At 62.9% G+C, this 25,021-nt stretch carries 30 protein-coding genes; 19 read left to right on the top strand and 11 right to left on the bottom strand.

What is annotated here, in order from left to right; translation table 11 throughout:
* Positions 1-17 precede the first annotated feature (17 nt).
* From M728_RS12085 to M728_RS12075, 3 genes are all read left to right on the top strand, one after another.
* Positions 18-1,502, top strand: a complete 1,485-nt coding sequence (locus M728_RS12085; protein WP_026618751.1) for a mannitol dehydrogenase family protein — start codon at positions 18-20, stop codon at positions 1,500-1,502.
* A 4-nt stretch (positions 1,503-1,506) separates the two neighbouring features.
* The gene (locus M728_RS12080; RefSeq protein WP_026618752.1) at positions 1,507-2,175 is read left to right on the top strand and encodes an HAD family phosphatase; all 669 of its coding nucleotides are present in this window, start codon (positions 1,507-1,509) and stop codon (positions 2,173-2,175) included.
* Positions 2,176-2,258: 83 nt separating this feature from the next.
* Positions 2,259-3,842, top strand: coding sequence for an FGGY-family carbohydrate kinase (locus tag M728_RS12075; protein WP_026618753.1), 1,584 nt, complete (start codon positions 2,259-2,261; stop codon positions 3,840-3,842).
* Between the two features lie 420 nt (positions 3,843-4,262).
* Here the strand turns inward: M728_RS12075 and M728_RS12070 are convergent, their stop codons facing one another.
* Positions 4,263-5,057 (bottom strand): response regulator, encoded by a 795-nt coding sequence (locus M728_RS12070; RefSeq protein ID WP_026618754.1) that lies wholly within the window; start codon positions 5,055-5,057, stop codon positions 4,263-4,265.
* Between the two features lie 151 nt (positions 5,058-5,208).
* Between M728_RS12070 and rsiA1 the strand changes: the two genes are divergently transcribed.
* The 3 genes from rsiA1 (at position 5,209) to M728_RS12055 (ending at position 7,665) form a co-directional block, all read left to right on the top strand.
* Complete coding sequence (rsiA1, locus tag M728_RS12065) at positions 5,209-5,403, top strand: anti-sigma factor RsiA1 (RefSeq protein WP_026618755.1); 195 nt, start codon at positions 5,209-5,211, stop codon at positions 5,401-5,403.
* A 7-nt stretch (positions 5,404-5,410) separates the two neighbouring features.
* Entirely contained in the window at positions 5,411-5,965 is a 555-nt protein-coding gene (locus M728_RS12060; protein WP_026618076.1) for an RNA polymerase sigma factor, read from the top strand.
* Between the two features lie 194 nt (positions 5,966-6,159).
* Positions 6,160-7,665, top strand: a complete 1,506-nt coding sequence (locus tag M728_RS12055; protein WP_026618756.1) for a sensor histidine kinase — start codon at positions 6,160-6,162, stop codon at positions 7,663-7,665.
* Positions 7,666-7,678: 13 nt separating this feature from the next.
* Here M728_RS12055 and M728_RS12050 read toward each other — a convergent pair whose 3' ends face one another.
* The 7 genes from M728_RS12050 to hemP all read right to left on the bottom strand — a co-directional run bounded on the left by M728_RS12050 (position 7,679) and on the right by hemP (position 13,029).
* Positions 7,679-8,110, bottom strand: a complete 432-nt coding sequence (locus M728_RS12050; RefSeq protein WP_026618757.1) for a hypothetical protein — start codon at positions 8,108-8,110, stop codon at positions 7,679-7,681.
* A 259-nt stretch (positions 8,111-8,369) separates the two neighbouring features.
* Positions 8,370-8,723, bottom strand: a complete 354-nt coding sequence (locus tag M728_RS12045) for a DUF883 family protein (RefSeq protein WP_026618073.1) — start codon at positions 8,721-8,723, stop codon at positions 8,370-8,372.
* A gap of 185 nt (positions 8,724-8,908) precedes the next feature.
* Entirely contained in the window at positions 8,909-9,700 is a 792-nt protein-coding gene (locus M728_RS12040) for a heme ABC transporter ATP-binding protein (RefSeq protein ID WP_026618758.1), read from the bottom strand.
* A gap of 9 nt (positions 9,701-9,709) precedes the next feature.
* Positions 9,710-10,828 (bottom strand): iron ABC transporter permease, encoded by a 1,119-nt coding sequence (locus M728_RS12035; RefSeq protein WP_026618759.1) that lies wholly within the window; start codon positions 10,826-10,828, stop codon positions 9,710-9,712.
* On the bottom strand, positions 10,815-11,765 hold the full coding sequence (locus M728_RS12030) for a hemin ABC transporter substrate-binding protein (protein WP_026618760.1): 951 nt from the start codon (positions 11,763-11,765) through the stop codon (positions 10,815-10,817). Before M728_RS12030 ends, M728_RS12035 begins: the two co-directional genes overlap by 14 nt.
* Positions 11,766-11,774: 9 nt before the next feature.
* Complete coding sequence (locus tag M728_RS12025; RefSeq protein WP_026618761.1) at positions 11,775-12,836, bottom strand: hemin-degrading factor; 1,062 nt, start codon at positions 12,834-12,836, stop codon at positions 11,775-11,777.
* Positions 12,837-12,846: 10 nt separating this feature from the next.
* Complete coding sequence (gene hemP / locus M728_RS12020; protein WP_026618762.1) at positions 12,847-13,029, bottom strand: hemin uptake protein HemP; 183 nt, start codon at positions 13,027-13,029, stop codon at positions 12,847-12,849.
* A gap of 191 nt (positions 13,030-13,220) precedes the next feature.
* Here hemP and M728_RS12015 point away from each other — a divergent pair, with 191 nt between their 5' ends.
* The 5 genes from M728_RS12015 (at position 13,221) to M728_RS11995 (ending at position 15,931) form a co-directional block, all read left to right on the top strand.
* On the top strand, positions 13,221-13,658 hold the full coding sequence (locus M728_RS12015; protein WP_026618763.1) for a hypothetical protein: 438 nt from the start codon (positions 13,221-13,223) through the stop codon (positions 13,656-13,658).
* A 35-nt stretch (positions 13,659-13,693) separates the two neighbouring features.
* A complete protein-coding gene (locus M728_RS12010) occupies positions 13,694-14,611 on the top strand; it encodes an energy transducer TonB (RefSeq protein WP_026618764.1) in 918 nt (305 codons plus the stop codon).
* Between the two features lie 255 nt (positions 14,612-14,866).
* A complete protein-coding gene (locus M728_RS12005; protein WP_026618765.1) occupies positions 14,867-15,283 on the top strand; it encodes a DUF2325 domain-containing protein in 417 nt (138 codons plus the stop codon).
* A 54-nt stretch (positions 15,284-15,337) separates the two neighbouring features.
* Positions 15,338-15,613, top strand: coding sequence for a hypothetical protein (locus M728_RS12000; protein WP_026618766.1), 276 nt, complete (start codon positions 15,338-15,340; stop codon positions 15,611-15,613).
* Positions 15,614-15,616: 3 nt separating this feature from the next.
* A complete protein-coding gene (locus M728_RS11995; RefSeq protein ID WP_026618767.1) occupies positions 15,617-15,931 on the top strand; it encodes an antibiotic biosynthesis monooxygenase in 315 nt (104 codons plus the stop codon).
* A gap of 30 nt (positions 15,932-15,961) precedes the next feature.
* Here M728_RS11995 and M728_RS11990 read toward each other — a convergent pair whose 3' ends face one another.
* Both M728_RS11990 and M728_RS11985 read right to left on the bottom strand, forming a co-directional pair.
* On the bottom strand, positions 15,962-16,336 hold the full coding sequence (locus M728_RS11990; protein ID WP_026618768.1) for a DUF423 domain-containing protein: 375 nt from the start codon (positions 16,334-16,336) through the stop codon (positions 15,962-15,964).
* 7 nt (positions 16,337-16,343) lie between these two features.
* Positions 16,344-16,730, bottom strand: a complete 387-nt coding sequence (locus M728_RS11985; RefSeq protein ID WP_026618769.1) for a globin — start codon at positions 16,728-16,730, stop codon at positions 16,344-16,346.
* A gap of 197 nt (positions 16,731-16,927) precedes the next feature.
* Here M728_RS11985 and M728_RS11980 point away from each other — a divergent pair, with 197 nt between their 5' ends.
* Together M728_RS11980 and M728_RS11975 are read left to right on the top strand one after the other, a co-directional pair.
* Positions 16,928-17,488, top strand: a complete 561-nt coding sequence (locus M728_RS11980; RefSeq protein ID WP_026618770.1) for a TetR/AcrR family transcriptional regulator — start codon at positions 16,928-16,930, stop codon at positions 17,486-17,488.
* A gap of 83 nt (positions 17,489-17,571) precedes the next feature.
* Positions 17,572-17,901, top strand: coding sequence for an SMR family transporter (locus M728_RS11975; RefSeq protein ID WP_198023364.1), 330 nt, complete (start codon positions 17,572-17,574; stop codon positions 17,899-17,901).
* A 61-nt stretch (positions 17,902-17,962) separates the two neighbouring features.
* On the opposite strand, the gene M728_RS11970 is transcribed toward M728_RS11975, so the two are convergent.
* Positions 17,963-18,316 (bottom strand): hypothetical protein, encoded by a 354-nt coding sequence (locus M728_RS11970; protein WP_026618772.1) that lies wholly within the window; start codon positions 18,314-18,316, stop codon positions 17,963-17,965.
* Positions 18,317-18,665: 349 nt separating this feature from the next.
* Between M728_RS11970 and M728_RS11965 the strand changes: the two genes are divergently transcribed.
* The 6 genes from M728_RS11965 to M728_RS11940 are packed head-to-tail and all read left to right on the top strand — an operon-like array spanning position 18,666 to position 25,014.
* Positions 18,666-19,721, top strand: a complete 1,056-nt coding sequence (locus tag M728_RS11965; RefSeq protein WP_026618773.1) for a dipeptidase — start codon at positions 18,666-18,668, stop codon at positions 19,719-19,721.
* Between the two features lie 50 nt (positions 19,722-19,771).
* Complete coding sequence (locus tag M728_RS11960; protein WP_026618774.1) at positions 19,772-21,412, top strand: ABC transporter substrate-binding protein; 1,641 nt, start codon at positions 19,772-19,774, stop codon at positions 21,410-21,412.
* Positions 21,413-21,453: 41 nt separating this feature from the next.
* Positions 21,454-22,497 carry an ABC transporter permease gene (locus M728_RS11955; RefSeq protein WP_026618775.1) on the top strand — a complete coding sequence of 348 codons (1,044 nt, stop codon included), beginning with the start codon at positions 21,454-21,456 and terminating at the stop codon, positions 22,495-22,497.
* Positions 22,494-23,426 (top strand): ABC transporter permease, encoded by a 933-nt coding sequence (locus M728_RS11950; protein ID WP_026618776.1) that lies wholly within the window; start codon positions 22,494-22,496, stop codon positions 23,424-23,426. Before M728_RS11955 ends, M728_RS11950 begins: the two co-directional genes overlap by 4 nt.
* On the top strand, positions 23,423-24,256 hold the full coding sequence (locus M728_RS11945; protein ID WP_026618777.1) for an ABC transporter ATP-binding protein: 834 nt from the start codon (positions 23,423-23,425) through the stop codon (positions 24,254-24,256). The genes M728_RS11950 and M728_RS11945 overlap by 4 nt, the downstream gene beginning before the upstream one ends.
* On the top strand, positions 24,253-25,014 hold the full coding sequence (locus M728_RS11940; protein WP_026618778.1) for an ABC transporter ATP-binding protein: 762 nt from the start codon (positions 24,253-24,255) through the stop codon (positions 25,012-25,014). Before M728_RS11945 ends, M728_RS11940 begins: the two co-directional genes overlap by 4 nt.
* The last annotated feature ends 7 nt before the right edge of the window (positions 25,015-25,021 follow it).

The following is a 25,021-nucleotide window of genomic DNA, read 5'->3' as shown; positions in this document are numbered from 1 at the left end:
TCGAAAGGAACGATAGGATGACGACCAAACTCTCGCTTGCCACGCTCGATGCGATCAAGGCCAGGGCCGGCGTTCCGAATTACGATCGGCATGATCTTCGAGCCGGCATCGTCCATTTCGGCGTCGGCAACTTTCATCGCGCGCATCAGGCCGTCTATCTCGACGATCTCTTCAACCTGGGCCGCGACCATGACTGGGCGATCATCGGGGCGGGCGTGCTGCCGTCGGACGAGATCATGCGCGCCAAGCTCGAGGCGCAGGATTTGCTGACAACAGTGGTGGAGCAGGACAACAACCGGACCGGCGCACATGTCACCGGCGCGATGATTGCCTATCTGAAACCCGGCGACACGCCGGCAATCGTTGCCCAGCTCGCAAGCCCGTTCATCCGCATCGTGTCGCTGACGATCACCGAAGGCGGCTATTTCATCGATCCGGCCTCGGGCGTGTTCAATCCCACCCATCCGGCGATCGTCGAGGATGCGCAGAACCCGGCTGCACCGAAGACAGTCTTCGGGCTCATCCTGGCGGGTCTTGCCGAACGCAGAGCCCGGGGGCTCCCGCCGTTCACCGTCATGTCCTGCGACAATATTCCGGGCAATGGCGAGGTGACCCATGCGGCCGTTTCCGGCCTCGCGCGCCTCGCCGACCCGGCTTTCGCCGACTGGATCGATGCCAATGTCGCCTTTCCGAACGGCATGGTCGACCGCATCACGCCGGCGACGGGGCCACGCGAGATCGGCATCGTCGCTTCGGACTACGGCATCGACGACGCCTGGCCGGTCTTCTGCGAGGAGTTCAAGCAATGGGTGCTGGAGGACAATTTCCCCCAAGGCCGCCCCGCGCTTGAGGAGGTCGGAGTGCAGTTCGTACCCGATGTCGCACCCTACGAGCACATGAAGATCCGCATCCTGAACGGCGGCCATGCGGCGATCGCCTATCCGGCCGCACTGCTCGACATTCATTTCGTGCACGAGGCGATGGAGGAGCCGCTGATCCGCGCCTTCCTGGCGAAGCTGGAGCACGACGAGATCATCCCGGTCATTCCGCCGGTGCCGAATACGGATCTGAAAGACTACTACAAGCTCATCGAGACGCGCTTCGCCAATCCGAAGATCGGCGATACGATCGCACGGCTGGCGCAGGACGGTTCGAACAGGCAGCCGAAATTCATCCTGCCGTCGACGGCCGATCGCCTGCGCCGCGGCGAGGACGTCACCGGATTATCGCTGGTCTCGGCGCTCTGGTGTCGCTACTTCGCCGGCAAGTCCGACAGCGGCAAGGATATCGTCTTCAACGATGCGAGCGCCGACCGGCTGCATGCGGCGGCACTTGCGGCCAAGGATGATCCGTTGGCCTTCCTCGCGCTTTCCGACATTTTCGGGGAGGTCGCGCAATCCGATCTATTCCGCCGTCGCTTCGCCCATGCCTTGAAAACTCTTTGGGAACAGGGTACGCGCGCCACGCTGCAGCTTTATCTGGACGGCAAACTCGGGGATTAGCGCGATGGCGGAGCACGCCTCCAGGTTGGTGATATTCGACTGCGACGGCGTGCTGGTGGACAGCGAACCAATCTCGCTCGAAGTGCTCGTCGAGGCGTTGGATGCCGCCGGTGTCTCGATGACGACGGAAGAGGCGAGCGAGCGCTTCCTCGGCCGTAGCCTGAAGAGCATGTCGGCAATCCTGCACGACGAACACGGCCTTGCAACCGACGAAGTTTTCCTCGAAGGCATGCGGACCCGGCTCTATGCTCGCTTCCGCGAGGAGCTGAGGCCGGTTGACGGCATACGCCAGGCGGTCGAGGGGCTGGATATCGCCTGCTGCGTCGCTTCATCGAGCCAGCCGGAACGCATTCGGCTTTCGCTGACGGTGACGGGACTCCTCGATCTGTTCGAGCCAAATATCTTCAGCGCCAGCATGGTGGCGCGCGGCAAGCCGGCCCCCGACCTCTTTCTGCATGCGAGCGCTGAGATGGGTTATAAGCCGTCCGACTGCATCGTTGTCGAGGACAGTCCGGCCGGAATCGAGGCAGCCAAAGCCGCGGGCATGCGCGTCTTCGCCTTCGCGGGGGCCAGCCACGCCCGAAACGAGCGCCACCGGCGGGCGCTCGCAAGTCTTAATCCCGACGCTCTGTTTGACGATATGGGCGAATTGATACAGTTTGTCCGGCAATAGGGAGAGCGGGACGAGGCGACTTCCGGCCGCGCCGTCCTGGCGAACGCAAGATTCAACACCATCTCGGGACGGGGACTCCATTGATGCGCGAACATGTCGTGGCGGTCGATATCGGAACCGGCAGCGCGCGAGCCGGCGTCTTCGACCGGCGCGGCACGCTTCTGGCGCGTGCCGACCGGCCGATCGCGATGAACCGGCCGGAAGAAAACCACGCCGAACATGATTCCGAAGACATCTGGGCGGCGGTATGCGCAGCGGTGAGGGAGGCGCGCGAGAGGGCCGAAGTGTCCGCCGCGAGCATTGCGGCGATCGGCTTCGATGCCACCTGCTCGCTGGTCGCGCGCGACCGTGACGGTGCGCCGCTTTCGGTCAATCGCCAGGGTGAGGCGCGTTGGGACACCATCGTCTGGCTCGACCACAGAGCCTTGGCGGAAGCGGACTTCTGTACGGCGACGCAGCATCCGGTGCTCGACCATTCCGGTCGGGTGATGTCGCCGGAGATGGAAATGCCGAAGCTGATGTGGCTGAAGCGGAACCTTCCGCAGCAATGGCAGAAGGCGGGCTATTTCTTCGACCTCGCGGACTATATGTCCTGGCGGACAACAGGGAGTACGGCCCGCTCGCGCTGCACGCTGACGGCGAAATGGAACTATCTCGCCCACAAGGAGCGCGGCTGGCAGCAGGACTATCTCGAGCGCATCGGCCTTGAAGACCTTCTAGACCGCGGCGGATTGCCCGAAGAGACGCTGCCGGTGGAACGCGCCGTCGGGAACCTGACGGCTCATGCGGCGGCGGAACTTGGGCTCGATACCGAATGCCGGGTCGCGCCGGGGTTGATTGACGCCTATGCGGGCGCGCTTGGTGTGCTTGGCGGATTTGCGGGCGATCCGGAAAAGCTCGAACGTCAGCTTGCTCTGATCGCGGGAACATCGAGCTGCATCGTCGCCTTCTCGAAGGAGTTGAAGCCGGGCTTCGGCATGTGGGGCCCCTATTTCGAGGCGGTGCTGTCCGGGCTGTGGCTAATCGAGGGCGGTCAATCGGCGACGGGAGCGCTGCTCGACCACATCGTGCGCGTGCACGGGGGCGGGCTCGTTCCTTCGGCCGATACCCACAGACAAATCATCGACCGCGTGCAGGAACTGCGCGCCCTTCATGGCGTCGACTTTGCCGAACGCCTCCATGTCCTTCCCGATTTTCACGGCAACCGTTCGCCGCTTGCCGATCCACACGCGCTCGGCGTCATCAGCGGCCTTGCCCTCGACTCCTCCTTCGACGGTCTCTGCCGTCTGTACTGGCGGACCTGCGTCGCGATCGCGCTCGGCATTCGCCATATCCTCGAGATGATGAAGGAGGCGGGCTATCAGCTCGATACGCTGCACGTTACCGGTGGTCACGTGCGCAACCCCCTGTTGATGGAACTCTATTGTGACGCCACGGGCTGCCGCGTGGTCGCGCCCGAGACCCCCGATGCCGTCCTGCTCGGCACGGCAATGACGGCGGCCGTCGCGGGCAATCTCTATCGTGACCTGGCGGGGGCCGGTGGCGCGATGTCCTCGGGCGGAAAGGAACGGCTTCCGAATCCTGCGCTGCGTCGCGTCTACGACCGGGACTACCGGCGATTCCTTGCGCTTTACCGGCACCGCGCCGAGCTTGAGTCGATCGAATAGACTGGCCCGTCAACAGCCATTCGCCACTTCATTTTTTTCGGAACTTTTTTCTTCCTCGTGAATTATTGGCGATAACCGGACGGTGACGCACATGGCCCCCAATGTGACGTCGGAGGCATACCGCCGGTTGCCAACTCACATCCCCCCTCAGTGAGTTGCTTAAGCTCAGCCAGTGCCCTTTCCCTCGGCACTGGCTGTTTTGCGTCAGGATGGGCTAATCGTGTCATCCCGGAAATATGCGGCGGTTGGATAACAGCGCGCAGACGCCTGAACCGCAACGCATGAAGGTCGTAGAATGCGGCGCGCTACTGCATTTGTCCTTAAATCGTACCGATTTGAGGACAAAAAGATGCAGCTATTCAAAGTGCTACAGCGTCCTTTGTGCGTCTGAAAAAACGCACGGCGCTGTAGAGAAGGCGTTTAGGCAGCAGCCCTAGTTGCCTCATTGAAGAACAGCGCTTGGCTGATCAGGGCTTTCACCATTTCCGGATTGAAGGGCTTGGTGACCAGGAAAGTGGGCTCGGGCCTCTCGCCGGTCAGAAGCCGCTCCGGGAAGGCAGTGATGAAGATCACCGGGACCGCGTGGCTCTTCAGGATCTCGTTCACCGCATCGATGCCGGAGCTGCCGTCGGCGAGCTGGATGTCAGCGAGGACCATGCTCGGCTTTGTCGACTTGAAGAGCGCAACGGCTTCGTCCTTGGTGCGCGCAATGCCGGTCACACGGTGGCCGAGGCTTTCGACCATCTGTTCGATGTCGATCGCAATCAGCGGTTCGTCCTCGATGATCATGATGTCGGTTGCAACCTGGCGGGAGATTTCCTGAGATGCGCGGTCGAGGAGATCGGTGAGCTTTGCAATATCGACGTCGAGCACTTCGGCAGCCTCTTGCGGGCTGAAGCCCTCTACCGAGACGAGGAGGAACGCCTGCCGGGCAAGCGGCGATACTGCAGCCAGGTTGACGGATGCCCGCTGTTCCCAGGCGAAGGGAGAAACCGGTTCGGGGATCAGCACGGATGACGACCCGAAGAGCGATGTGAAAAGCCGGAACAGGGCGACCCTGTCGCTGCTGGCGCCGGGAAAGATCGACGTGTCGGCTATCAGGGCCTCCAGCACCGCCGCGACATAGGCATCGCCCGAGGTCTGAGAACCGGTCAGGGCGCGTGAATAGCGGCGAAGGTAAGGAAGGAATGGAGCAATCCGCGTGGACAGTGTCATGCAGGGTGTCCCTCAATTCATGTATCAATGCTGGTATTTATGCTGGTGCCTCGCGGAAACGTTCCGCCGAAAAAAAGGTTCCGCCGCGGAACATTTCAATTTTCTGCTGCGTTATGGTGCAGGCGAACTTTCAAGGGCGACAGCTACAACAATGAGATATACTTCAGGGGCAGGGCGGACGATCGGCCAAAGTCCATCGGGCGACGATCCGAATGTTCAGATTGCGGTGAAATTGAAAGCCCTCTATCAGTCGGTGCAGGAGGAAGCGATACCGGCCCGCTTTCTCGATCTTCTGGAAAAGCTGGAAGCCGCGGAGCGGAAATCGGTTCCGCACGGCAAGGAGTAGGCGCCGGATGCCATCCGAAAACCAAGAGTTCAAGCGTGAAATGCTTGCCGCGCTGCCGAGCCTGCGCGCCTTCGCCATGTCGCTGATAGGGCGCCATGACCGCGCCGACGATCTCGTGCAGGACACCATCATGAAGGCCTGGGCCAAGCAGGACCACTTCGAGATGGGCACCAACATGAAGGCATGGCTCTTCACCATCCTGCGCAACGAGCTCTATAGCCAGATGCGCAAGCGCGGCCGCGAGGTCCAGGACAGCGACGGCCATCTGACGGAGACACTTGCCCATCACCCCGAGCAATATGGTTCGCTCGATCTGCAGGATTTCCGACGGGCGCTCGACCAGTTGCCGCCGGACCAGCGCGAGGCGATCATCCTTGTCGGCGCATCGGGCTTTTCCTATGAAGAGGCGGCCACGATTTGCGGCTGCGCGCTCGGTACGATCAAGAGCCGCGTCAATCGCGCCCGCCAGCGCCTGCAGGAAATTCTTCAAGTCAAGGGCGAGAACGACTATGGGCCGGACGAAACCTCCGCCCCGATCACGTCGCGTGCCTTCGTTTCCTGATTTCGTCGTGCCTTCCGCTCCGAGCCATGTCTGGCTGGCGTTCGGATACGGAGAGTTGCTGCGGTATCCGCAATTGCTGCATAATTTGCCCTTAAATCGGTGCCGATCTAGTGATCCGGCCGGAGTTCCGGCCGCCTCCGCGGCTTGGCCGGGTAATCCTGTGCCGCAATCGGATTTTCTTGGGTTCAGATCGCATGCATGAAAAGATAGAGGCGATGCTTCCCGCGGTGACCGAGGTGCTCGACGCCCCGGAACGGCTTGGCGCTCTTTACGCTGCCGTTCCGGACATGGCGATACCGGATAGCGATTTCGAAGGGCTCGCGCGGCTTGCGGCGAGCCTGTTCGACGCTCCGATCGCCTTGGTCAGCCTGGTCGATCGTGAATGGCAATGGGTCAAGGCGGCGGTCGGCACCACGGAAACGCGCTTTCGCTCGGAGGAATCCTTCTGCGTGCGCACGATCGCAGGGGCCTACGAGCATGCGTTTGTCGTGCTCGACGCCTCGCGCCATCCGGCGTTCCGCTCCTGGCGAAAGGTCGCGGGAGCGCCGTTCCTGCGGTTTTATGCGGGCGTCGCGATCGTTCTGGAAGGCCAGGCAGTGGGCACGGTCTCGGTTCTCGATGTCGCGCCGCGCCTTGAGGTCACGGCAAAACAGCAGGACGACCTCAAAAAGATCGCCGGCATCGCCGCCTCGCTGCTCAAGCTGAAGGACGAAGCGCGCCGGCGAGCGCTCAAGGAAGCCGCACTCTCACGCGAGGAGCAGCGGCTTGCCATGGCGCTTGACGCCGCCAATGTCGGGAGCTGGCTCTGGGACATTCGCTCAGGCACGGTCGCCGGCAATGGTGCGATGATGCGTATGTTCGGGCTCCCGCCGGAGCGGACGATCGGCGCCAAGGCCGTTTTCTCCGCCATCCATCCCGAGGATCGCATCCCGACCTTCTCGAAGCTGCGGCAGGCAATGGCCGCCAACGAGGAATATGACGGCATGTTTCGCATCGGCGCGAACGGGCGGTGGCTGCTCGGTCGCGGCCGCGTGCACGACCGCGACAGCAAGGGCGCACCATTGACCTTTCTCGGCATGACGGTCGACGTCTCCGAGCAGCAGGCCGCCGTTCAACGAACACGGCTCCTGCTCAAGGAGCTGAACCACCGTGTCAAGAACACCCTGGCGATGCTGCAGTCGCTTGCGCGCCAGACGCTTCGCCAGACCAGCGACCCCGCAGAATTCATGACCGCTTTTGCCGGCCGGCTTCAGGCCATTTCCGAGGCGCACGGCCTCCTGTCCGATTATGAATGGGGTACGATTCGTCTGTCGGAACTGATCTCGAAGCAGTTGCTGCCCTATGTCAGCGACTATGACCAGCAGGTCGAACTTCATAAGGACGAGATATCACTGGGTCCGGACCAGGCGGTAGGGCTTGGACTGGTGTTGCATGAGCTGGCCACGAACGCGGTGAAGTACGGCGCCCTCTCGGTGCCGAAGGGCAAGGTCGTGCTGACTGCGCGCCGCGTCGTCGAGGATGGTGAGTCCGTGCTGCATCTGACATGGACCGAGGTGGGCGGGCCAGCGGTCCGCGAGCCGCGGCGACGCGGCTTCGGCTCGATCCTGATCGAGCGCAGCCTGGACAAGGTTATCGGCAGCTCGGTGAAGGTCGAATATTTGCCCGCGGGCGTCACGGCGCTCATCCGGCTGCCGCTGTAGCACGTCAACGCGTTCACCGCCTTTCCCGGCGCCGCCGTCCCTTCCCGAGCCCGAGGAAGGCGCCGACGGCAATGGCGGTAGCGACGCCGAGTAGGGGCTGCCTGCGCAGGATGCTTGTAGTCGCGATCAGCGCCAGATTCGCCTGCAGCGCTGAGCGACGGCGGCGTTCCTCGGCAAGCCGGCGGTCGCGGGCGGAAAGGCCCGCCATGATGGCGAAGAGGATCAATGCTGCTACCACGAGTGCGAGCGCGATCGAGACGGTAGCGGCGACCGGCGAATAGCGCTCGGCCAGGAACAGCGCGACGGCCACGAGGGCGAAAACATAGGCGGTGCCGAGCAAAATGGCGATGATGATCCACAAGACGGCGTTGCGTTTGTAGCGTGAGGTGGCGGCGGCGACGTCGACCGCGAGCAAGGCAGACAAGGCAGTCCCGAGCGTTCCCATGGAATTACTCCCGATCACACCAGATCACGACGACTTTGCATCCGCCGACGTGAAAGCGCGGGACCGCGGGCGGACGCCGGCGCATCTTTCTTACTGCATGTTTCCTTAAATCGTACCCGATTTAAGGACAAAAACATGCAGCAATTCAAAGTGCCACAGCGTCCTTTGTGCGTCTGAAAAGACGCACGGCGCTGTAGCCGGTTCCGTTTCATTTCCGTCAGCGATTTTCGGGTATCCGCCCGAGATCTTAGCTGTCCGCTCATCGGCGCAGGAGCGCTGCAGCGATAAGCCCGATTGCGGCGGCGGCACCGACAGTGGCGATCGGATGTTCGCGCATCGCTCTGCGGATTTCCCTCTCGGTATCGGCGTAGCGGCTGCGGAGATCGGAAAGCATCTGCTCGCCGCTTGCCAGTAGATCCTGCAGGTCGGCTTCGGCCTGCTCCCGAGCGCCTCTCGCCCTGGTCTTGACGTCCGCAACGCCGCGGTCGGCGATCAGTGTGGCGAGCTTTGCGATGTCCTCGCGAACCTGCTGGAGCTGGTCTTCGATCGACGTGTCGCTCGCGCCACCGTTGCGTCTCCTGGTGCTCGAGCTTGAGAAGAGGCCTGTCGCCATCTGTCTACTCCCTTTGCTGGCACGCCGGCCACGTCGGCCGGCGCGTGATCGAGGCGTGCAAGTCGGCATGAGGCAAACGCCCATGTCTCGCCGATGCGGTGCCCGCACCGGCGTTGGGGAACAACGCGTCAAGACGGAATTTGTTTCGATAAATCTTGACGTTGCCGGGGGCGCGCCGCCCGAATTCAAACGACCGCGGACTGCGGCAACACGAAGGGCATATCGCGTGCAGGGGCTACGCTCACCCGCATCCGGCACCCGAATACGGCTTCCATGGTCTCGTCGGTCAGGACGTCCCTTGGCGCTCCGCGCGCGCGGATGCGGCCCGCCTTCATCATCACGATCTGATCGGCAAACATCGCCGTAAGGTTGAGATCGTGCATCACCGCGATGACGCCGCCGCCTTCGGTGCAGAATTGCCGTGCGAGCCGCATGATCGTGAGCTGGTGGCGGATGTCGAGGCTCGATACGGGCTCGTCGAGCAGGAGGTAGCGCGGCTCGCCGTCGGTAGCGGGCGCGGAAATCTGGCAGAGGACGCGCGCAAGCTGGACGCGCTGCTGTTCGCCGCCAGACAGCTCCTGATAGAAGCGTCCTGAAAAACCGGCGAGGTCGACCGCCTCGAGCGCCTCGTCGGCGACCCGGTCATGACTGGGGGCGTCGGCGCCACCGCCTGCCGGAAGGCCGAGGCGCACGATCTCGCGGACCGTGAACGGAAAGGAAATCACTGTCGATTGCGGCAGGACTCCGCGTTTCAGCGCGAGTTCCCACGGCCTGAAGCTTGCGATATCGCGACCGTTGATGGTGACCTTGCCGGCGGACGGGACAAGTTCGCCCGAGGCCACCTTCAGGGTCGTCGTCTTGCCGGACCCGTTCGGCCCGACGATGGCCGTCATGGCGCCGGGCACGGCTTCGAAAGAAATACCGTGCAGCACCTGCCTGCCGGCAAGGCGGACGGAAATGTCGGATGCCCTGATCATTTTCGAAAATCAAAATCCCATGTTCGAACGGCCGCGCAGCAGAACCCATAAGAAGAACGGCGCCCCGACGAAGGCGGTGATGATGCCGATCGGCAGTTCGGCCGGCGAGACGATCGTGCGGGCGAGCATGTCGGCAAAGATCAGCATCGTGCCGCCCAGCAAGGCCGAGGCCGGCAACAGGTAGCGGTGATCGGGACCGATGACCAATCGCAGAAGATGCGGGACAATGATGCCGACGAAGCCGATGCCGCCGCTGACGGCGACTGACGCGCCGGTCGCCCCGGCGACGCTGAAGATCGCAATATTCTTCAGGCGCTGCACCGGGATGCCCATGTGGAAGGCTGCGGCCTCACCGAGCGTGATCGAGTTAAGCCCGCGCGCAAGGAACGGAACGACCGCGAGCGACAAGAGGATGATCGGGCCGGCGGCAGCGATTTTCGTCCAGTTGGCGCCGGCGAGCGATCCGAGACCCCAGAAGGTGAGATCGCGCAACTGTTTGTCGTCGGCGAGAAAGACGAGAACGCCGGTTACGGCCCCTGCGAGGGCGCCGAGCGCGATCCCGGCGAGCAGCATTGTCGCCACGGAGGTCTGGCCGCCGCGTGTCGCGATCCGGTAGAGAAGGAGCGTCGTGGCAAGGCCGCCGAGGAAAGCGCCGAGCGGCAGCGCATAGAAACCGAAGAGCGCAAACAGGGGGGCGAACGCAGCGCCGCCGAGCACGATCAGCAGCACCGCGCCGAGGCTTGCCCCCGCCGAAACGCCGACAAGGCCGGGATCGGCGAGCGGATTGCGGAAGAGTCCCTGCATCACGACGCCGGAAACCGCGAGCGATGCGCCGACCAGCATGCCAAGTACGGCGCGCGGCAGGCGGATATCGAGAATGATGATGCGATCGCGCGCACTCAATGCCTCATCGGCTCCGCCGGCAAGCCAGCGGAAGACATTCGCAAGCGAAGCGTCCGCTGCGCCCGTCATGATCGAGGTCGCAAACGTGGCGGCAGCGAGTACCACCAGCACGCCAATCACTAGGCGTGCCAGGCCCGCGCGGTTTCCGCCGCGCCATTCGCGGGCGATCCTTGTGGCGAAGGAGGGTGCGCGCATGGCGCCTTCCATGGCCTCACTGCGAGGCATTGGGCTTCTTTCCGTAGATTGCTGCGTTCAGTTCCCGGATCGCACTTGCCGTCCGCGGGCCAAAACCAAGGAGGTGCAACCCGTCCATGCGGATCAGCGCCTTGCTCTTCGCCGCCGGCGTCAGGCTGAGTGCCGGAAGGGCGAAGAGCTCGTCCGGGCTTGCCGCGTGGCTTCCGCCTCGGTCCATCATCAGGATCACGTCCGGCTTGGCCTCGACGATCGCTTCCTCGGTCAGCGCCTTGTAGCCGGGAAAAGTGCTGGCGGCATTGACCGCGCCGGCAAGTTCAATGATGCCGTTGGCGGCCGTGCCGGTGCCCGAGGCCATGATCTTGCCGCCCTGCGTGCTGAGGATGAAGAGGATACGCTTGCGCTCACCTTCGGGACGGCTGGCGCTGTCGGCGACCGCGGAGTCGAGGTCCTTTTCCACCGTCTGCGCGAGGGCTTCGGCCTTATCCTGCACCCCGAGGAAAGCCCCGACCTCGCGTATTTTGGCGAGGATGCCGTCGCGGTCGTAGGTCTCGGCGATGCTGGTGAAGGGGATGTTCGCCTCTTTCAATACCGCGAGCGCCTCGGGCGGACCGCTGCCTTCGATCGCCACGATCGCGGTCGGGTTGACGGCGATGATGCCCTCCGGAGCCAATTGCCGCATGTAACCCACATCCGGCAGCTTTCTCGCCGCTTCGGGATAGGTGCTGGTCGAATCGCGGCCGACGAGGCGGCTCTCTTCTCCGAGCGCGTAGATGATCTCGGTAATCGCGCCGCCGACCGAAACGATACGGGAGACGTCCGGCTGCTCGAGGCCTTGCGCCATCGCAGGCCGCATGAGCGATGGCGTTCCGGGCGCGAGCAGGGGCAGCGCGAGGGGCGCCGACAGGGCGAAGGCCGCGAGCGCCAGCTCCCAGCGACGTAGACGTCGAAAATCGAGGCCGTTCATCATCAGCTATCCTCAGGCGGCAACGACGGTGTTCAGCCGCGGCAGGCTCTCGACCAGACCGCGCCACTCGGCCCTTTCGGAGGAGCCTTCCTTACGCTTGCCGAAGAACTGGATGATCATCTCGCCCTTAGCGTCGAGCGCTTCGAGCGAAGTCACATGTCCGTCGGCCGTAGGCTTGCGCACCGCCCAGAGTTCGACAATGTGGTCGGTGCGCAGATGCAGGTGGAAGGTATCGTCCATGACGTTGAGCCACGGCCCCATCGTTCCGATCTTTGCGACCGGACCGGAGTGGATCTGGATGACGCCGTGGTTTCCGACGAAGCACATGATGGGCAGCGCCGTTTCTGCGGCGGTTCGCATCATCAGTTCGACGCCGGCCTTGTCGAGCCGCCAGGCGAAGTCGTCGCCGACCGAGTGCAGGGCCCGGCGTCGGCCGATATTCAGCTTTCGCAGCATACCCGGGAACTGGTGCGTATCGGTGAGCTTCGACCAGCGATCGCGCAGTTCCGCGGCGTCAACTGCGACATCGGGCGTATCGTCGCTGGGGGGGTTGCCGGCGTCGACCACGAAATCCTGCGACTGATCGTCGAGACGAAGGCCCTCGACGATCTTTTCATAGGCGGTCGTGTTCGACGCGGGGCGCAGGTGGACCTTGTGGACGGCGTTGCCCCGCTTGTCGAAGAATTGCAGGCTGCGGCGGACCTCTCCCTTGGCGTCGGTCCTGGTCACGGCAAAGCCGTGCGCCCAGGCGCCGGGGAAAATGCGCAGGTCGATCTCGGAGCCGAGCACCAGGGCCGCCGCATGTCCTGCCTTGATGTTCTCGTAGGCGCCGATCTTCTCGTGCACGGCACTCTCGTTGCGGGTCAGGGCGAGTACTTCGCCGAGCTCCTGTACGCGCTCAAGGAAGCGATTGGCGTCGCTGTCGATGCGGATCGCACCGAGGCCGCACTCGGCGGCGACGAGAGCGGCCTCCGAAATGCCGAGTTGCGCGGCGACGTCCCGCTCGCGCAGCTTCGGATTGGCAGCGCGGTAGGCGCGTATTTCGGAGGGGGTGGGGCGCATGCTCTCGCTCATCGTCGTCTCGCTATTTGTTCAGAATCAATTTGCCCTGGCGGGTGATCTTCATCCGGTAGATCGCGCCCTCGTGGGAAATGAGGATCTCGTTATCGCCAAGGAAAAGATCGTGACTCTCGACGACCCGCTGCGTTCGGTTGACCGGGCTTGCCGTCTGCGGGGATCGCTGAGTATCGGTTTCGTTCGGTGTCACGGTTTCGGCCAGCTTGCGAGCAGGAAACGAGGCGTTTCCCTCGCGTTCCTGCCGCCTATCCCATTTAGTATCTTGACTTCATTACTCATATTTCTTTAAGGACGCAATACCGGATTAATACAGTCAAGTTAAACCGATCGGGACCGCGCGGCGACGGGCGAAATCCCGAAATACGCGCAGCGAGTGGTGTTATGACGACGCATCTTTTCCGTTTTGCTCTTTCGTCGGCAGTCGCGGTTCTCCTGACCGCCGGAGCGGTCGCAGCGCAGGACGCCGCTCCCGCGGGGCTCACGATCGAACTCAACGAGATCGCGCCTTCGGAAAAGGGCTGCAAGCTCACCTTCGTCGCCGGCAGTGCGCTGGCCCAATCGCTTTCAAAGGTCTCGTTCGAATTCGTCCTCTTCGACCAGGAGGGGCGGGTCGAGCGCATGGCCGTGCTCGATTTCCGCGACCTGCCGGCAGGTAAGACAAAGGTCCGGCAGTTTGACCTGCCGGGCACGAAGTGCGAGGCCGTGAAGAGCCTTCTTATCAACGATGCGCCGACCTGCGTCGGCGAGGGTGTCGACAAGGCTGCCTGCATGGCGGGCCTGAAGACCGGCTCCAGGTCGGCGGTAGAACTCAAGGGCTGAGGCGGCCTGAGATTGCCGACGGAAGGCAAGGCATAATGAAGCATTTCGCAAAATGGGCCGCGGCGATCGGCCTCTCCCTGCTGGCGCATGCGAGCGGCGCTATGCTGTTTGCGCCCGCGGAAGAAGAGGTTCAGCTTGCCGGCGGTGCCGCAATGGAAGTGACGCTGCTTGGCAACGCCTTCGACGAGACGCTGCAGGCAGGCGACCCTTCCGACGTCGTCGAGCCGACGGAAGAGGCACCCGAGGAACTGAAGCCGACCGAGATCGAGCCGACGGAAGAGGCGGCCGAGGCGGTCGAACCATCCGCGACCGATGTCGCCGCTACTCAGCCTCAGGACGTGACGCCCGTCGAGGCGGATGTCGTTCTCCCCGCTGAGGAGGTGCCGGTGGCCCAGGTCACCGAAGCCCCGGTTACCGCCAGCGTCGCTCCGGTCGAAACCGTCGTTCCGAAAGAGAAGCCGGAACCCAAAAAGATCGAGCCGGCCAAGGTCGAGAAGTCGGAACCGAAAAAGGAACCGGCGAAGAAAAAGAAGGTTGCCCGCAAGAAGGCCGGAGATGGGGGCGAGCAGGCGAAATCGCAGAACAAGGGGCAGGCGGACGGCGTGGAAAACGCGGCTGCGGCCGCGGCTAGCGGAAAAGGGAGTGTCGCGCAGCAAGCGGGCAATGCCGCCGTCTCCAACTATCCCGGCAAGGTGAGAAACAAACTGAACAGGGCCTTTCGCTACCCCGCCGAGGCCAAACGGCAACGGCTACGCGGTGTCGCCCATGTCCGCTTCACCGTAACCTCCGGTGGTGGCGTTGCGAGCGTCAGTCTGGCGAAGAGCGCCGGTTCGCCGATTCTTGACGAAGCCGCATTGGCAGCCGTCCAGCGTGCCGCCCCGTTCCCCGCTATCCCGGCGGGTGCTGGCCGCGACAGTTGGGTCTTTACCATTCCGCTGGCCTTCAACCGCTGAATTACTCCCATTCGGATCTGATCTCGCGCCGAATCTGGATCGCGAATGCGATTAATTCCAATGGTTTGAGGCATGCATTGTCGAGCGCTTCTTGGGTGAATTAATATGATTAAAAAACTCATGTTTATACTTTACTCCGGTTATCAAGTTTAATAAGTTGCCGCCGTCACGCAACCGTTCGGTGTGTGCCCAAAGGCAGTTCTGATTGGCGATCGACGGCCATGCCGACGTCGCGGAGCAAAATGGAGACGATGGATGCGCGGCAAGCGGCACCAGAACGCAGGCAAGGGTGGTAAGGGCAGGACGAAGGATGAACCGAGCGCGCCCCCACCCGGTGCCGGCAAGGCGACGCTCGAGGGCCGCAGCTTTCTCTATGTCGGCGGACGGGATTGCCAGGTCGCCCATTTGCGGGAGATCGCCAGCGCTTTCGGCGCGGAACTCATCCATCACGATGGCGGTTTACGAGAAGCGGTATCGCGCATCGACCGCGTCCTTCCCTCGGTCGACTGCGTATTCTGCCCGATCGACTGCATCAGCCATGATGCGTGTCTTCGCGTGAAGACCGGCTGCAAGAAGTGGGGCAAGGCCTTCGTGCCGCTGCGCAATGGTTCGAAGTCGAGCCTCGAGCGGGCGCTTCAGGACCTGACCACCGGCAACGGCCGCGATGGCTGAATGAGAAAACGACGGCGGGACCTATCTCGCCGCCGGCCACTTGGAGTTCCATCAATGCATGACGAACGTCCCGATCAGATGATGATGATCGGCCTGCACAAACTCGCCGCGCAATTCGGCGACGGACTGGTTCCCGAACTTTACGAACTGTTGACGCGCCGCGCCCGGATGATCGAAGAAAACGCGAATGTCACCGAGTTCCCCACTTGGCAGGCCCGTCCGACGGGCCGGGACCCGCTTGGGCTTGCGGCGCCCATGGAGGGCGCTATCCTGCCGTTTCCGCGCGCGGCCGCGGAAGCCGCACCGGAAAAGAAAGCGCTGGAGAAGTAGGCCATGTATTTCGCCATGAACCGTTTCCGTGTCGCGATCGGGCAGGAGGAAGCCTTCGAGGCTGTCTGGAAGGGACGCGACTCCGCTCTCGCTGAGATGCCCGGTTTCATCGATTTTCAGCTGCTGCGCGGCGATAGCGTGCCGGAAGAGGGCTATACGCCATACATCTCGAAATCGACATGGGAGAGCAAGGACGCATTCATCGACTGGACCAAATCGGAAAACTTCCGGGCGGCGCACAGGAGCGCCGGCGAAAACAGGTCGATGTATCTCGGGCCGCCGAAATTCGAGGGCTTCACCGCCGTCGAGGGCGCGTGACGCTGGAGCGGAAAGCCGCGCACACTTTTCTCATCCTGCGCTAGCCTTCCGGGGCATGAAGGCCCCGAGCGCCACCGCCAGCCACCCGGCCATCATCGTCATGCCGCCAAGGGGTGCCGACATCGGGAAGAGGCCGTGGCCTGAGAAATGGCGCATCGTGAGATCCGCGGCAAAGAGCGCGGTACCGGCCGCGAGCAGCAGGGCGGCGAAGCCGGCCGTCCGGAAATGCGCCCAGCCCGCGTGGAGCGCCACGAGCGCCGGCGCATGGGCAAGACACATCGCGGAGGCGCCGCCGAGGAGTCTCGGGTCGGCGCCATGCGAGGCCGCAGCGGCACTCGCGACGCCGAAAATGCCCATGAGTCCAGCGACGAAAAGCATGGTCGCGCGCAGTCCGCTGTTCGACATTGGCGGGCTACTCCTTATTCTGCATGTGAAAGGCGAGCCGTGTGATCGGCTCGAGAATGACTTCCCGGAGCTTTTGATGGGAAACGGTTTCCTCGAGTGCGCGCGTGAAGCAGAGGAGCCATTCGTCACGCTCGGCGGGACCGATTTCCGCGATGAAATGCCTGCGGCGCAGCATCGGATGGCCGCGCTTTTCGACATAGATCGGGGGACCACCAAGCCAGCCGGTCAGATATTCATAGAGCTTCTCCTCGCTGCCCGAGAGATCCGGCGGGTGAATGGCGCGGCAGCGGGCCGCTTCCGGGAGGCTATCCATGAGCTCATAGAAGCGTCGCGTCAGCGCGCGGACGGTAGCATCGCCACCGATCGCCTCATAGAGCGTCGTCGTTTCCGTCATGATCGGCTCTCAAGGGTTGGAGCGGAATGCCGGCGGAAAACCGCACATGCTTTTCCTCATCCGCTCGGCTTGCGCCTTCGTATCGCGGCCGACAGCTACGGACAATGGCGGCTGACCGCTTGCGGCGTTTCATCGCGGCAGAGCAATTCCGAGTTCAATCTCTTGACAAACCGTCCAGACGGTATCTTTAGTGGGCCATGAAGAATGCTTATCAAAGAAAAAAGCAGCCGGAGCTGGTACGCCGGCAGTTGCTGGATGTCGCCGCGCGTCTGTCGCTGGAGCAGGGGATCGCCGCCGTGACGCTGGATGCGGTTTCGCAGGCGGCCGGTGTCAGCAAGGGCGGCCTGCTGCATCACTTCCCCAACAAGGTTGCGCTGCTCGACGGGCTCTTCGACGAGCTTGTCGCGCGCTTCGACAGGTCGATCGAGGAAGCGATGGCGGCGGACGATATCGAGAAGGGACGGTTTACGCGTGCCTATCTCACCGTCTGCTTTGCGCTCGATCGGGAAGCGGAGGCGCAGGGGTGGCAGGTCCTCACCGTCGCGCTCCTCGCCGAGCCGCATCTCAAGGCACGCTGGCGTGATTGGGTGGCGCGACGGGCGGCGGAGTTCGCAGCGACCGACTCCTCGCCCAATTGCCTCCTCGCCCGATTTGCCGCCGATGGCGTATGGCTCGCCGATCTGATGCAGAGCCATGACATCGATGCGTCAATTCGGACGGCGCTGCTCCAGAAGCTCAAGGCGCTGTCGCTGGAGTAGCACGACGGCGAAAGATATGAGCGCGAGCCATCATACCCGTCATTTTATTCGAATCACCCCGGAGACGTCCCGTGAACCCCGCCATGCTTTATACCGTTTTGGTGATCGCCATCGTCTTCGAAGTGCTCGGCACCTCGGCCATGCAGGCGGCGCAGCATTTCACCCGGCTGACGCCCACGGTGCTCATGGTCGTGTGTTACGCCGTCGCTTTCTTCTTCCTGTCCTATACGCTGCGTTATATCCCCGTCGGCATTGCCTATGCGCTTTGGAGCGGTCTCGGAATCGTGTTGATCTCGGCCGTCGGCTACGTGACCTTCGACCAGAAGCTCGATCTGCCGGCGATTCTTGGCCTTGTGCTCATCATCGCCGGAGTGCTGGTCCTCAACCTCTTCTCCAAATCGACATTTCACTGATGCGGTGCTGTGCGGGAGTTGTGGAGCTTCGGCGGCTCTCGACAGAATCGCCGACGAGGCTCTAAAGCAACGGCAGTTTCGCGAGTTGCAGGAAGTCGATCGCAACCGCAAGAACGACACCCGCGCTGACGGCGATCACGCCACGAAGAAACGAACGCTTGGCGCGGTCATACACACGTTGCCTGACAGAGTCCGGCTCGATCAGGATGCGCAGCGCATTGATCTGGCAGGCGATGCCGCCGGCGAGAAGGAGGATCGTCGGAAGGTCGATCACTTCCCACGGCAAGGGATTGGCAGCCCAGTGCGATACGAAGCCGAGCGAGAACGATAGGACGATACCGACGACGGTCAGCGTGCCGTTGCGGAACAGCATCTCGATCAGGGGTTCGTTTTCCGGTTCCAAGCCGCTGTTCATGGGACCTCCTCAAGGCGTGAAACCCGATCCGCTTTCCCAGGCGCGAATCGAATCTGTGGCAACTCTTAAGAGCAGCCTTTCGACGCACCGCGCGATCGAATGCAATCGCACCATGCTGCTTACGATTGAAGATTATCGCGTCTGCACATCTCCCGAAAGTTTCGCGCGCCCTGAGCCCACGGCCATGGCTTGCGTCCGCTTGCAACTTTTCGCCACAGCATACGCCGTCAACGCCGGGGATATTCATTGAAATCAGCGATGCGTTTCAATAGCATCACCCCTTGTCCTTTCCGGATGCGGGATGGCGGTTTCCATCCGATCTCCCTGATATAGCAAAGGAATTTTCGGAATGCAGGCGGTTTTCGACGGCCATAACGATGTGCTTTTGCGGCTTTGGCAGCGCGCGCGCGGAGGTAGCGATCCGGTCACGGAATTCATCGGCGGAACCGACAAGGGCCATATCGACGGACCGCGTGCCAGGGCGGGTGGGCTCGTCGGCGGCCTTTGCGCGATCTACGTTCCGTCCGGCGATCTCGTGCTGAGGACGCCGGACGAGAACGGCCACTACGCGACGCCGCTCGCCGCACCGCTCGACCATCTGCCGTCGCTTGCAACGGCGATGGAGATCGCCGACATCGCGTTCAAGCTCGACCGGGCCGGAGCATGGCGGCTCTGCCGTTCGACCGGCGAGATTCGGGGGGCGATCGAGGATGGCGTCTTCGCCGCTGTGCTGCATATGGAGGGCTGCGAGGCGATCGGGCCGGATCTTGCCGCGCTCGAAACCTTCTATGCCGCCGGATTGCGCTCGCTCGGCCCGGTCTGGAGCCGTCCCAACGTCTTCGCTCATGGCGTGCCTTTTGCCTATCCGCGGTCGCCGGACACGGGCCTGGGCCTCACGGAGGCCGGCTTCGAGCTCGTGCGCGCCTGCAATCGGATGGGCATCTTGATCGACCTCGCCCACATCACCGAGAAAGGCTTCTGGGACGTGGCGAAGACGACCGATCAGCCGCTCATCGCCAGCCATTCCAATGTTCACGCGCTGACGCCCGTCGCGCGCAACCTGACTGACCGTCAGCTTGACGCGATCCGCGAAAGCCGCGGTCTCGTCGGTCTCAACTATGCGACGACCATGCTGCGCGCCGACGGGCAGGAGAGTGCGGCGACGCCGCTTTCCGACATGGTGCGCCACCTCGACCACCTGGTCGAGCGCATGGGCATCGACTGCGTCGCACTTGGATCGGACTTTGACGGCGCGACGATCCCGGAGGAAATCGGCGATGCAGCGGGCAATCAGAAGCTCGTTGCCGCGCTGAAAGACGCCGGATATGGTGACCGCGACCTGGCGAAGATATGCCGGGAGAATTGGCTGAGAGTTCTGGGGCAGGCGTGGCACGAGCCTGCCTGATCCCCATGAAGAAGAGCCCGCAAAGGGTGCAAAAAAGAGGGAAGCGCAAAATGATGCATAAGCTCCATGGACGTTTTCGACTTCTGACTGCAACTGCGGCGCTCGCGCTTGCAATGGGTGCGGCGCAGCCGGCTTTCGCGGAAACGCCGAAGGACACACTGGTCGAGGGCTTCGCGTTCGACGACATCATCACGATGGATCCGGGCGAAGCTTTCGAGCTTTCGACCGCCGAGATGACCAGCAACACCTACAGCCTGCTCGTCCGGCTCGATCTCAACGACACGTCCAAGGTCGTCGGCGATCTCGCCGAAAGCTGGACAGTTTCCGATGACGGCCTGACCTATACGTTCAAGCTGAAGCAGGGCATGAAGTTCGCCTCCGGCAATCCGATCACGGCCGAGGACGTCGCCTATTCTTTCGAACGGGCCGTCAAGCTCGACAAGAGCCCGGCCTTCATTCTCACGCAGTTCGGCCTTACCGGCGACAACGTCACCGAAAAGGCCAAGGCCGTTGACGAGCAGACTTTTGCCTTCACCGTCGACCAGCCCTATGCACCGAGCTTCGTCCTGAACTGCCTGACCGCGACGGTTGCTTCCGTCGTGGACAAGAAGCTCGTGCTCGAACATGCGAAGCCCATGACACCGAGCAACGAATACAAATACGACAACGATTTCGGCAATGAATGGCTGAAGACCGGCTATGCGGGCTCCGGGCCGTTCAAGCTGCGCGAATGGCGGGCGAACGAAGTCGTGGTGCTGGAGCGCAACGACAATTTTTACGGCGAACCGGCAAAGCTTGCCCGCGTCATCTACCGCCACATGAAGGAGAGCTCCGGCCAGCGGCTGGCGCTCGAAGCCGGCGATATCGACGTCGCGCGCAATCTCGAACCGGGTGACTATGAGGCGGTTTCCAAGAATGGGGACCTTTCGACGACCAGCGCGCCCAAGGGCACGGTTTATTACATCAGCCTCAATCAAAAGAACGAGAAGCTGGCGAAGCCCGAGGTACAGAAGGCTTTCAAATATCTTGTCGATTACGACGCGATCGGCGCGACCCTGATCAAAGGCATTGGCGAGATCCACCAGAGCTTCCTGCCGAAGGACGTGCTCGGTGCATTGAACGAAAACCCCTACACATTCGACGTCGCAAAGGCGAAGGAGCTGCTGGCGAAGGCCGGCTATCCCGATGGCTTCACGGTCACCATGGACGTGCGCAACACTCAACCGGTCACGGGCGTTGCCGAATCCTTCCAGCAGACGCTGGGCCAGGCGGGTGTGAAGCTTGAAATCATCCCAGGTGACGGCAAGCAGACGCTGACGAAATACCGCGCCCGCAACCATGATATGTATATCGGCCAATGGGGCATGGATTATTTCGACCCGCATTCGAACGCCGATACCTTCACCAACAATCCGGACAATTCCGACGAGGGTACGAACAAGACGCTCGCCTGGCGCAACGCCTGGGACGTTCCGGAGCTCAGCAAGAAGACCAAGGAAGCGCTTCTCGAGCGCGACAGCGCCAAGCGTGCGGAGACCTACAAGGAACTCCAGAAGAGCGTGCTGGAAGACAGTCCCTTCATCATTATCTTCCAGCAGGTCGAGGTCGCCGGACTTGCGGGGAATCTGAAGGGCTTCAAGCTCGGACCGAGCTTCGACACCAACTACGTTTGGAACGTCTCCAAGGAATAGTCGAGAGGACCGGTTCCTTGAGCATGATCGATACAGTGCGAATGAGCGGGCGCCGGCGCGCCCGTTCCCGCAAGGCGTTCGCCACGGTGCTGCAATTCCTTGTCGTCGTGGCGACCACCTATCTCGGCCTTCTCGCCGTCACCTTCTTCATCGGCAGGGTGATCCCCATCGATCCGGTTCTCGCCGTTCTCGGCGACCGGGCGCCTGAGCATGTCGTCGAACGGACGCGCGAGGCGATGGGTCTCAACCTACCTCTTTACCAGCAGTTCTTCATCTATTGCCGCCAGGCGCTTTCGGGCGACTTCGGAACCTCGGTGCTGACCACCAATCCGGTCATGACGGATATTCGCCGCGCTTTCCCCGCGACCGTGGAACTTGCGACGCTCGGAACGCTGATCGGTGCGTTCATCGGCGTGCCGCTTGGGGTGCTCGCGGCGGTCAAACGCGGCAGCATCGCTGACCAGATCGTGCGCGTCATCGGCCTCGTCGGCTATTCCGTGCCGATCTTCTGGCTGGCGCTGCTGGCGCTCCTCGTCTTCTATGCGCGGCTGCAATGGGTCGCCTATCCGGGACGCATCGACATCGTCTACGAATACACGTTCTCGCCGATCACCGGTCTCTATCTCGTCGACACGCTCTGGCAGGGGCAATGGGACGTCTTCCGCGACGTCTTCCGGCACATCATCCTGCCGGCCTCGCTGCTCGGCTATTTCTCGCTCGCCTATATCAGCCGCATGACGCGAAGCTTCATGCTGAATGAACTGCAGCAGGAATATATCGTCGCCGCGCGCGCCAAGGGGCTCTCGGAGGCGCGGATCATCTGGGGCCATGCGCTGCGTAATGCGGCCGTACCGTTGGTGACGGTTATCGCGCTTTCCTATGCCGGCCTGCTCGAAGGCTCGGTGCTGACCGAGACGGTCTTTTCCTGGCCGGGTCTCGGCCTTTACATCACCAACTCGCTGCAGAATGCCGACATGAACGCCGTCCTCGGGGGCACGATCATCATCGGATCGGTCTTCGTCGGCATCAATCTCCTGTCCGATCTGCTCTACCGGACGCTTGACCCGAGGACGCGCGCGCGATGAGTCTTGCCGGTGAAACACGCCCGATGACGCGCCGCGAATGGCTGCTTTCCGATCGCCCGCAGTCGCGCCTGCAGGCGCGGCTGGGCCGCGCCTATATGACCTGGCGCCGGTTCTCGGCCAATCGCCTCGCCGTGCTCGGCCTCCTCATCTTGCTGGCGCTCGTCCTTGTCGCCGCCTTCGCCGATCTCCTCGCGCCGCATTCGTCGTTCGTCGGCAATCTGGCCGGGGCGCGGCTGCTGCCGCCGGGCAGCGAGGGGTATCTGCTCGGCACCGACGACCAGGGCCGCGATATCCTGTCGCGACTGATCTACGGCTCGCAGTTGACGTTCGTCGTGGTCGTTCTCGTCGCGATCATCGCGGCACCGGTGGGGCTGATCGTCGGTGCGGTCGCCGGCTATGCCGGCGGCTGGATCGACGCGGTGCTGATGCGCGTCACCGACATTTTTCTCGCTTTCCCGAAGCTCGTTTTGGCGCTCGCCTTCGTCGCGGCGCTCGGACCCGGCATTGAAAACGCCGTCATCGCCATTGCGATCACCTCCTGGCCGCCCTATGCGCGCATCGCGCGCGCCGAGACGCTGACGGTGCGCAATTCCGACTACATTGCCGCCGTTCGTCTGATGGGAGCCTCGCCGGCGCGCATCGTCTTTCGCCATGTCATGCCTATGTGCATGTCGTCGCTGATCGTCCGCGTGACGCTCGACATGGCCGGGATCATCCTGACGGCTGCCGGGCTCGGCTTCCTCGGCCTCGGGGCGCAGCCGCCGCTTCCCGAATGGGGCGCGATGATCGCCTCCGGCCGCCGCTTCATCCTCGATCAATGGTGGGTCGCCACCATGCCCGGCATCGCTATCCTGATTGTCAGTCTCGGCTTCAACCTGCTCGGTGACGGTCTGCGCGACGCGCTCGATCCACGGGAGAGCGGTCAATGAGCGCGCTCCTGACGGTCGAAGACCTGAGGGTCCGATTCCCGACCCGCACCGGCGTCGTCGAGGCGGTGCGCGGCGTCTCCTTTACCCTCGGGCGCGAACGTCTCGGCATCGTCGGCGAGAGCGGCTCCGGCAAGTCGCAGACGGGCCGGGCGATCATGGGGCTTACGCCGCTGCACGCGCAGGTGACGGCGAAGCGGCTCGCTTTCGACGGCATCGATCTCATCGCGGCTTCCCCGAAGGTGCGGCGGGATTTGCGCGGCAAGCGGATCGCCATGATCCTGCAGGACCCGAAATATTCGCTGAACCCGGTGATGAGCATCGGCCGGCAGATCGTCGAGACGCTGAGGCGGCACGAAAGGGTCGGCCGCGGCGAGGCGCGGCAGCGGGCGCTCGACATGCTGGCGGCGGTGCAGATCCGCGATCCGGCCCGTGTCTTCGATCTCTATCCGCATGAGGTCTCGGGCGGAATGGGCCAGCGGGCGATGATCGCCATGATGCTGGTTGCCGGGCCGGAATTGCTCATCGCCGACGAGCCGACATCGGCTTTGGACGTGACGGTGCAGCTCGAGGTCCTATCGATCCTCGACAAGCTGGTGACCGAGCGCGGTATGGGACTGATCTTCGTCTCGCATGACCTCAGGCTCGTTTCGTCCTTCTGCGATCGTGTGCTCGTGATGTATGCGGGCAAGATCGTCGAGGAGATCGCTGCATCGGACCTCGCTAACGCGAAGCATCCTTATACGCGCGGCCTCTTGAACTGCATGCCGGTCATCGGTGCGGATCGCCACCCCTTGCCCGTGCTCGACCGTAAACCGGAGTGGGCGCTATGACCGAGGCCGTTGCCGTCGAGAATCTCAGCGTCGTCTTCGATGACTTCAAAGCCTTGGATGACGTTAGCGTCGAGGTCGCTTCGGGCGAATCCTTCGGCCTTGTCGGCGAGTCCGGCTCGGGCAAATCGACGCTTTTGAGGGCGATCGCCGGGCTCGCTCCGGCGACTGAAGGCACGATTCGCGTGGGGGGGCGAGAAGTCAAAGGCACGCGTCGCGACAAGGCCTTCTACCGCGCGGTGCAAATGGTGTTCCAGGATCCGTACGGCTCGCTGCACCCGCGCCAGACGGTCGACCGGCAGCTGATGGAACCGCTCGCGATCCACGGCATCGGCGACGGCGAGCGCCGGATCCTCAAGGCTTTGGACGAGGTCGGCTTGGGCTCCGGCTTCCGCTTCCGCTACCCGCACCAGCTTTCCGGAGGCCAGCGGCAGCGGATTGCGATCGCGCGCGCTCTCATCCTCGAGCCGTCGATCCTGTTGCTCGACGAGCCGACCTCGGCGCTCGATGCCTCCGTACAGGCGGAGGTTTTGAACCTTCTCGAACAGGTGCGCCGCGATCGCAAGCTCACCTTCATCATGGTCAGCCATGATCTGGGCGTCGTCACCCATATGTGCGACCGCCTGGCGGTGATGCAGGGGGGCCGCGTCGTCGAGCGTCTATCGTCGGCCGACCTTGTGGCCGGCCGCATTGCCGAGGACTATACGCGCAGCCTGATGGTGGCGAGCAAGGGCTTTCGTCGCGAGGCGCAGACGGCATAAGCCGAAA

Origin of the sequence: Ensifer sp. WSM1721 (genome assembly GCF_000513895.2) — a bacterium.
Lineage (GTDB): Bacteria > Pseudomonadota > Alphaproteobacteria > Rhizobiales > Rhizobiaceae > Sinorhizobium.
Note: the sequence above shows the minus strand (reverse complement) of the source record. Positions and strands in the feature narration are given on the sequence as shown.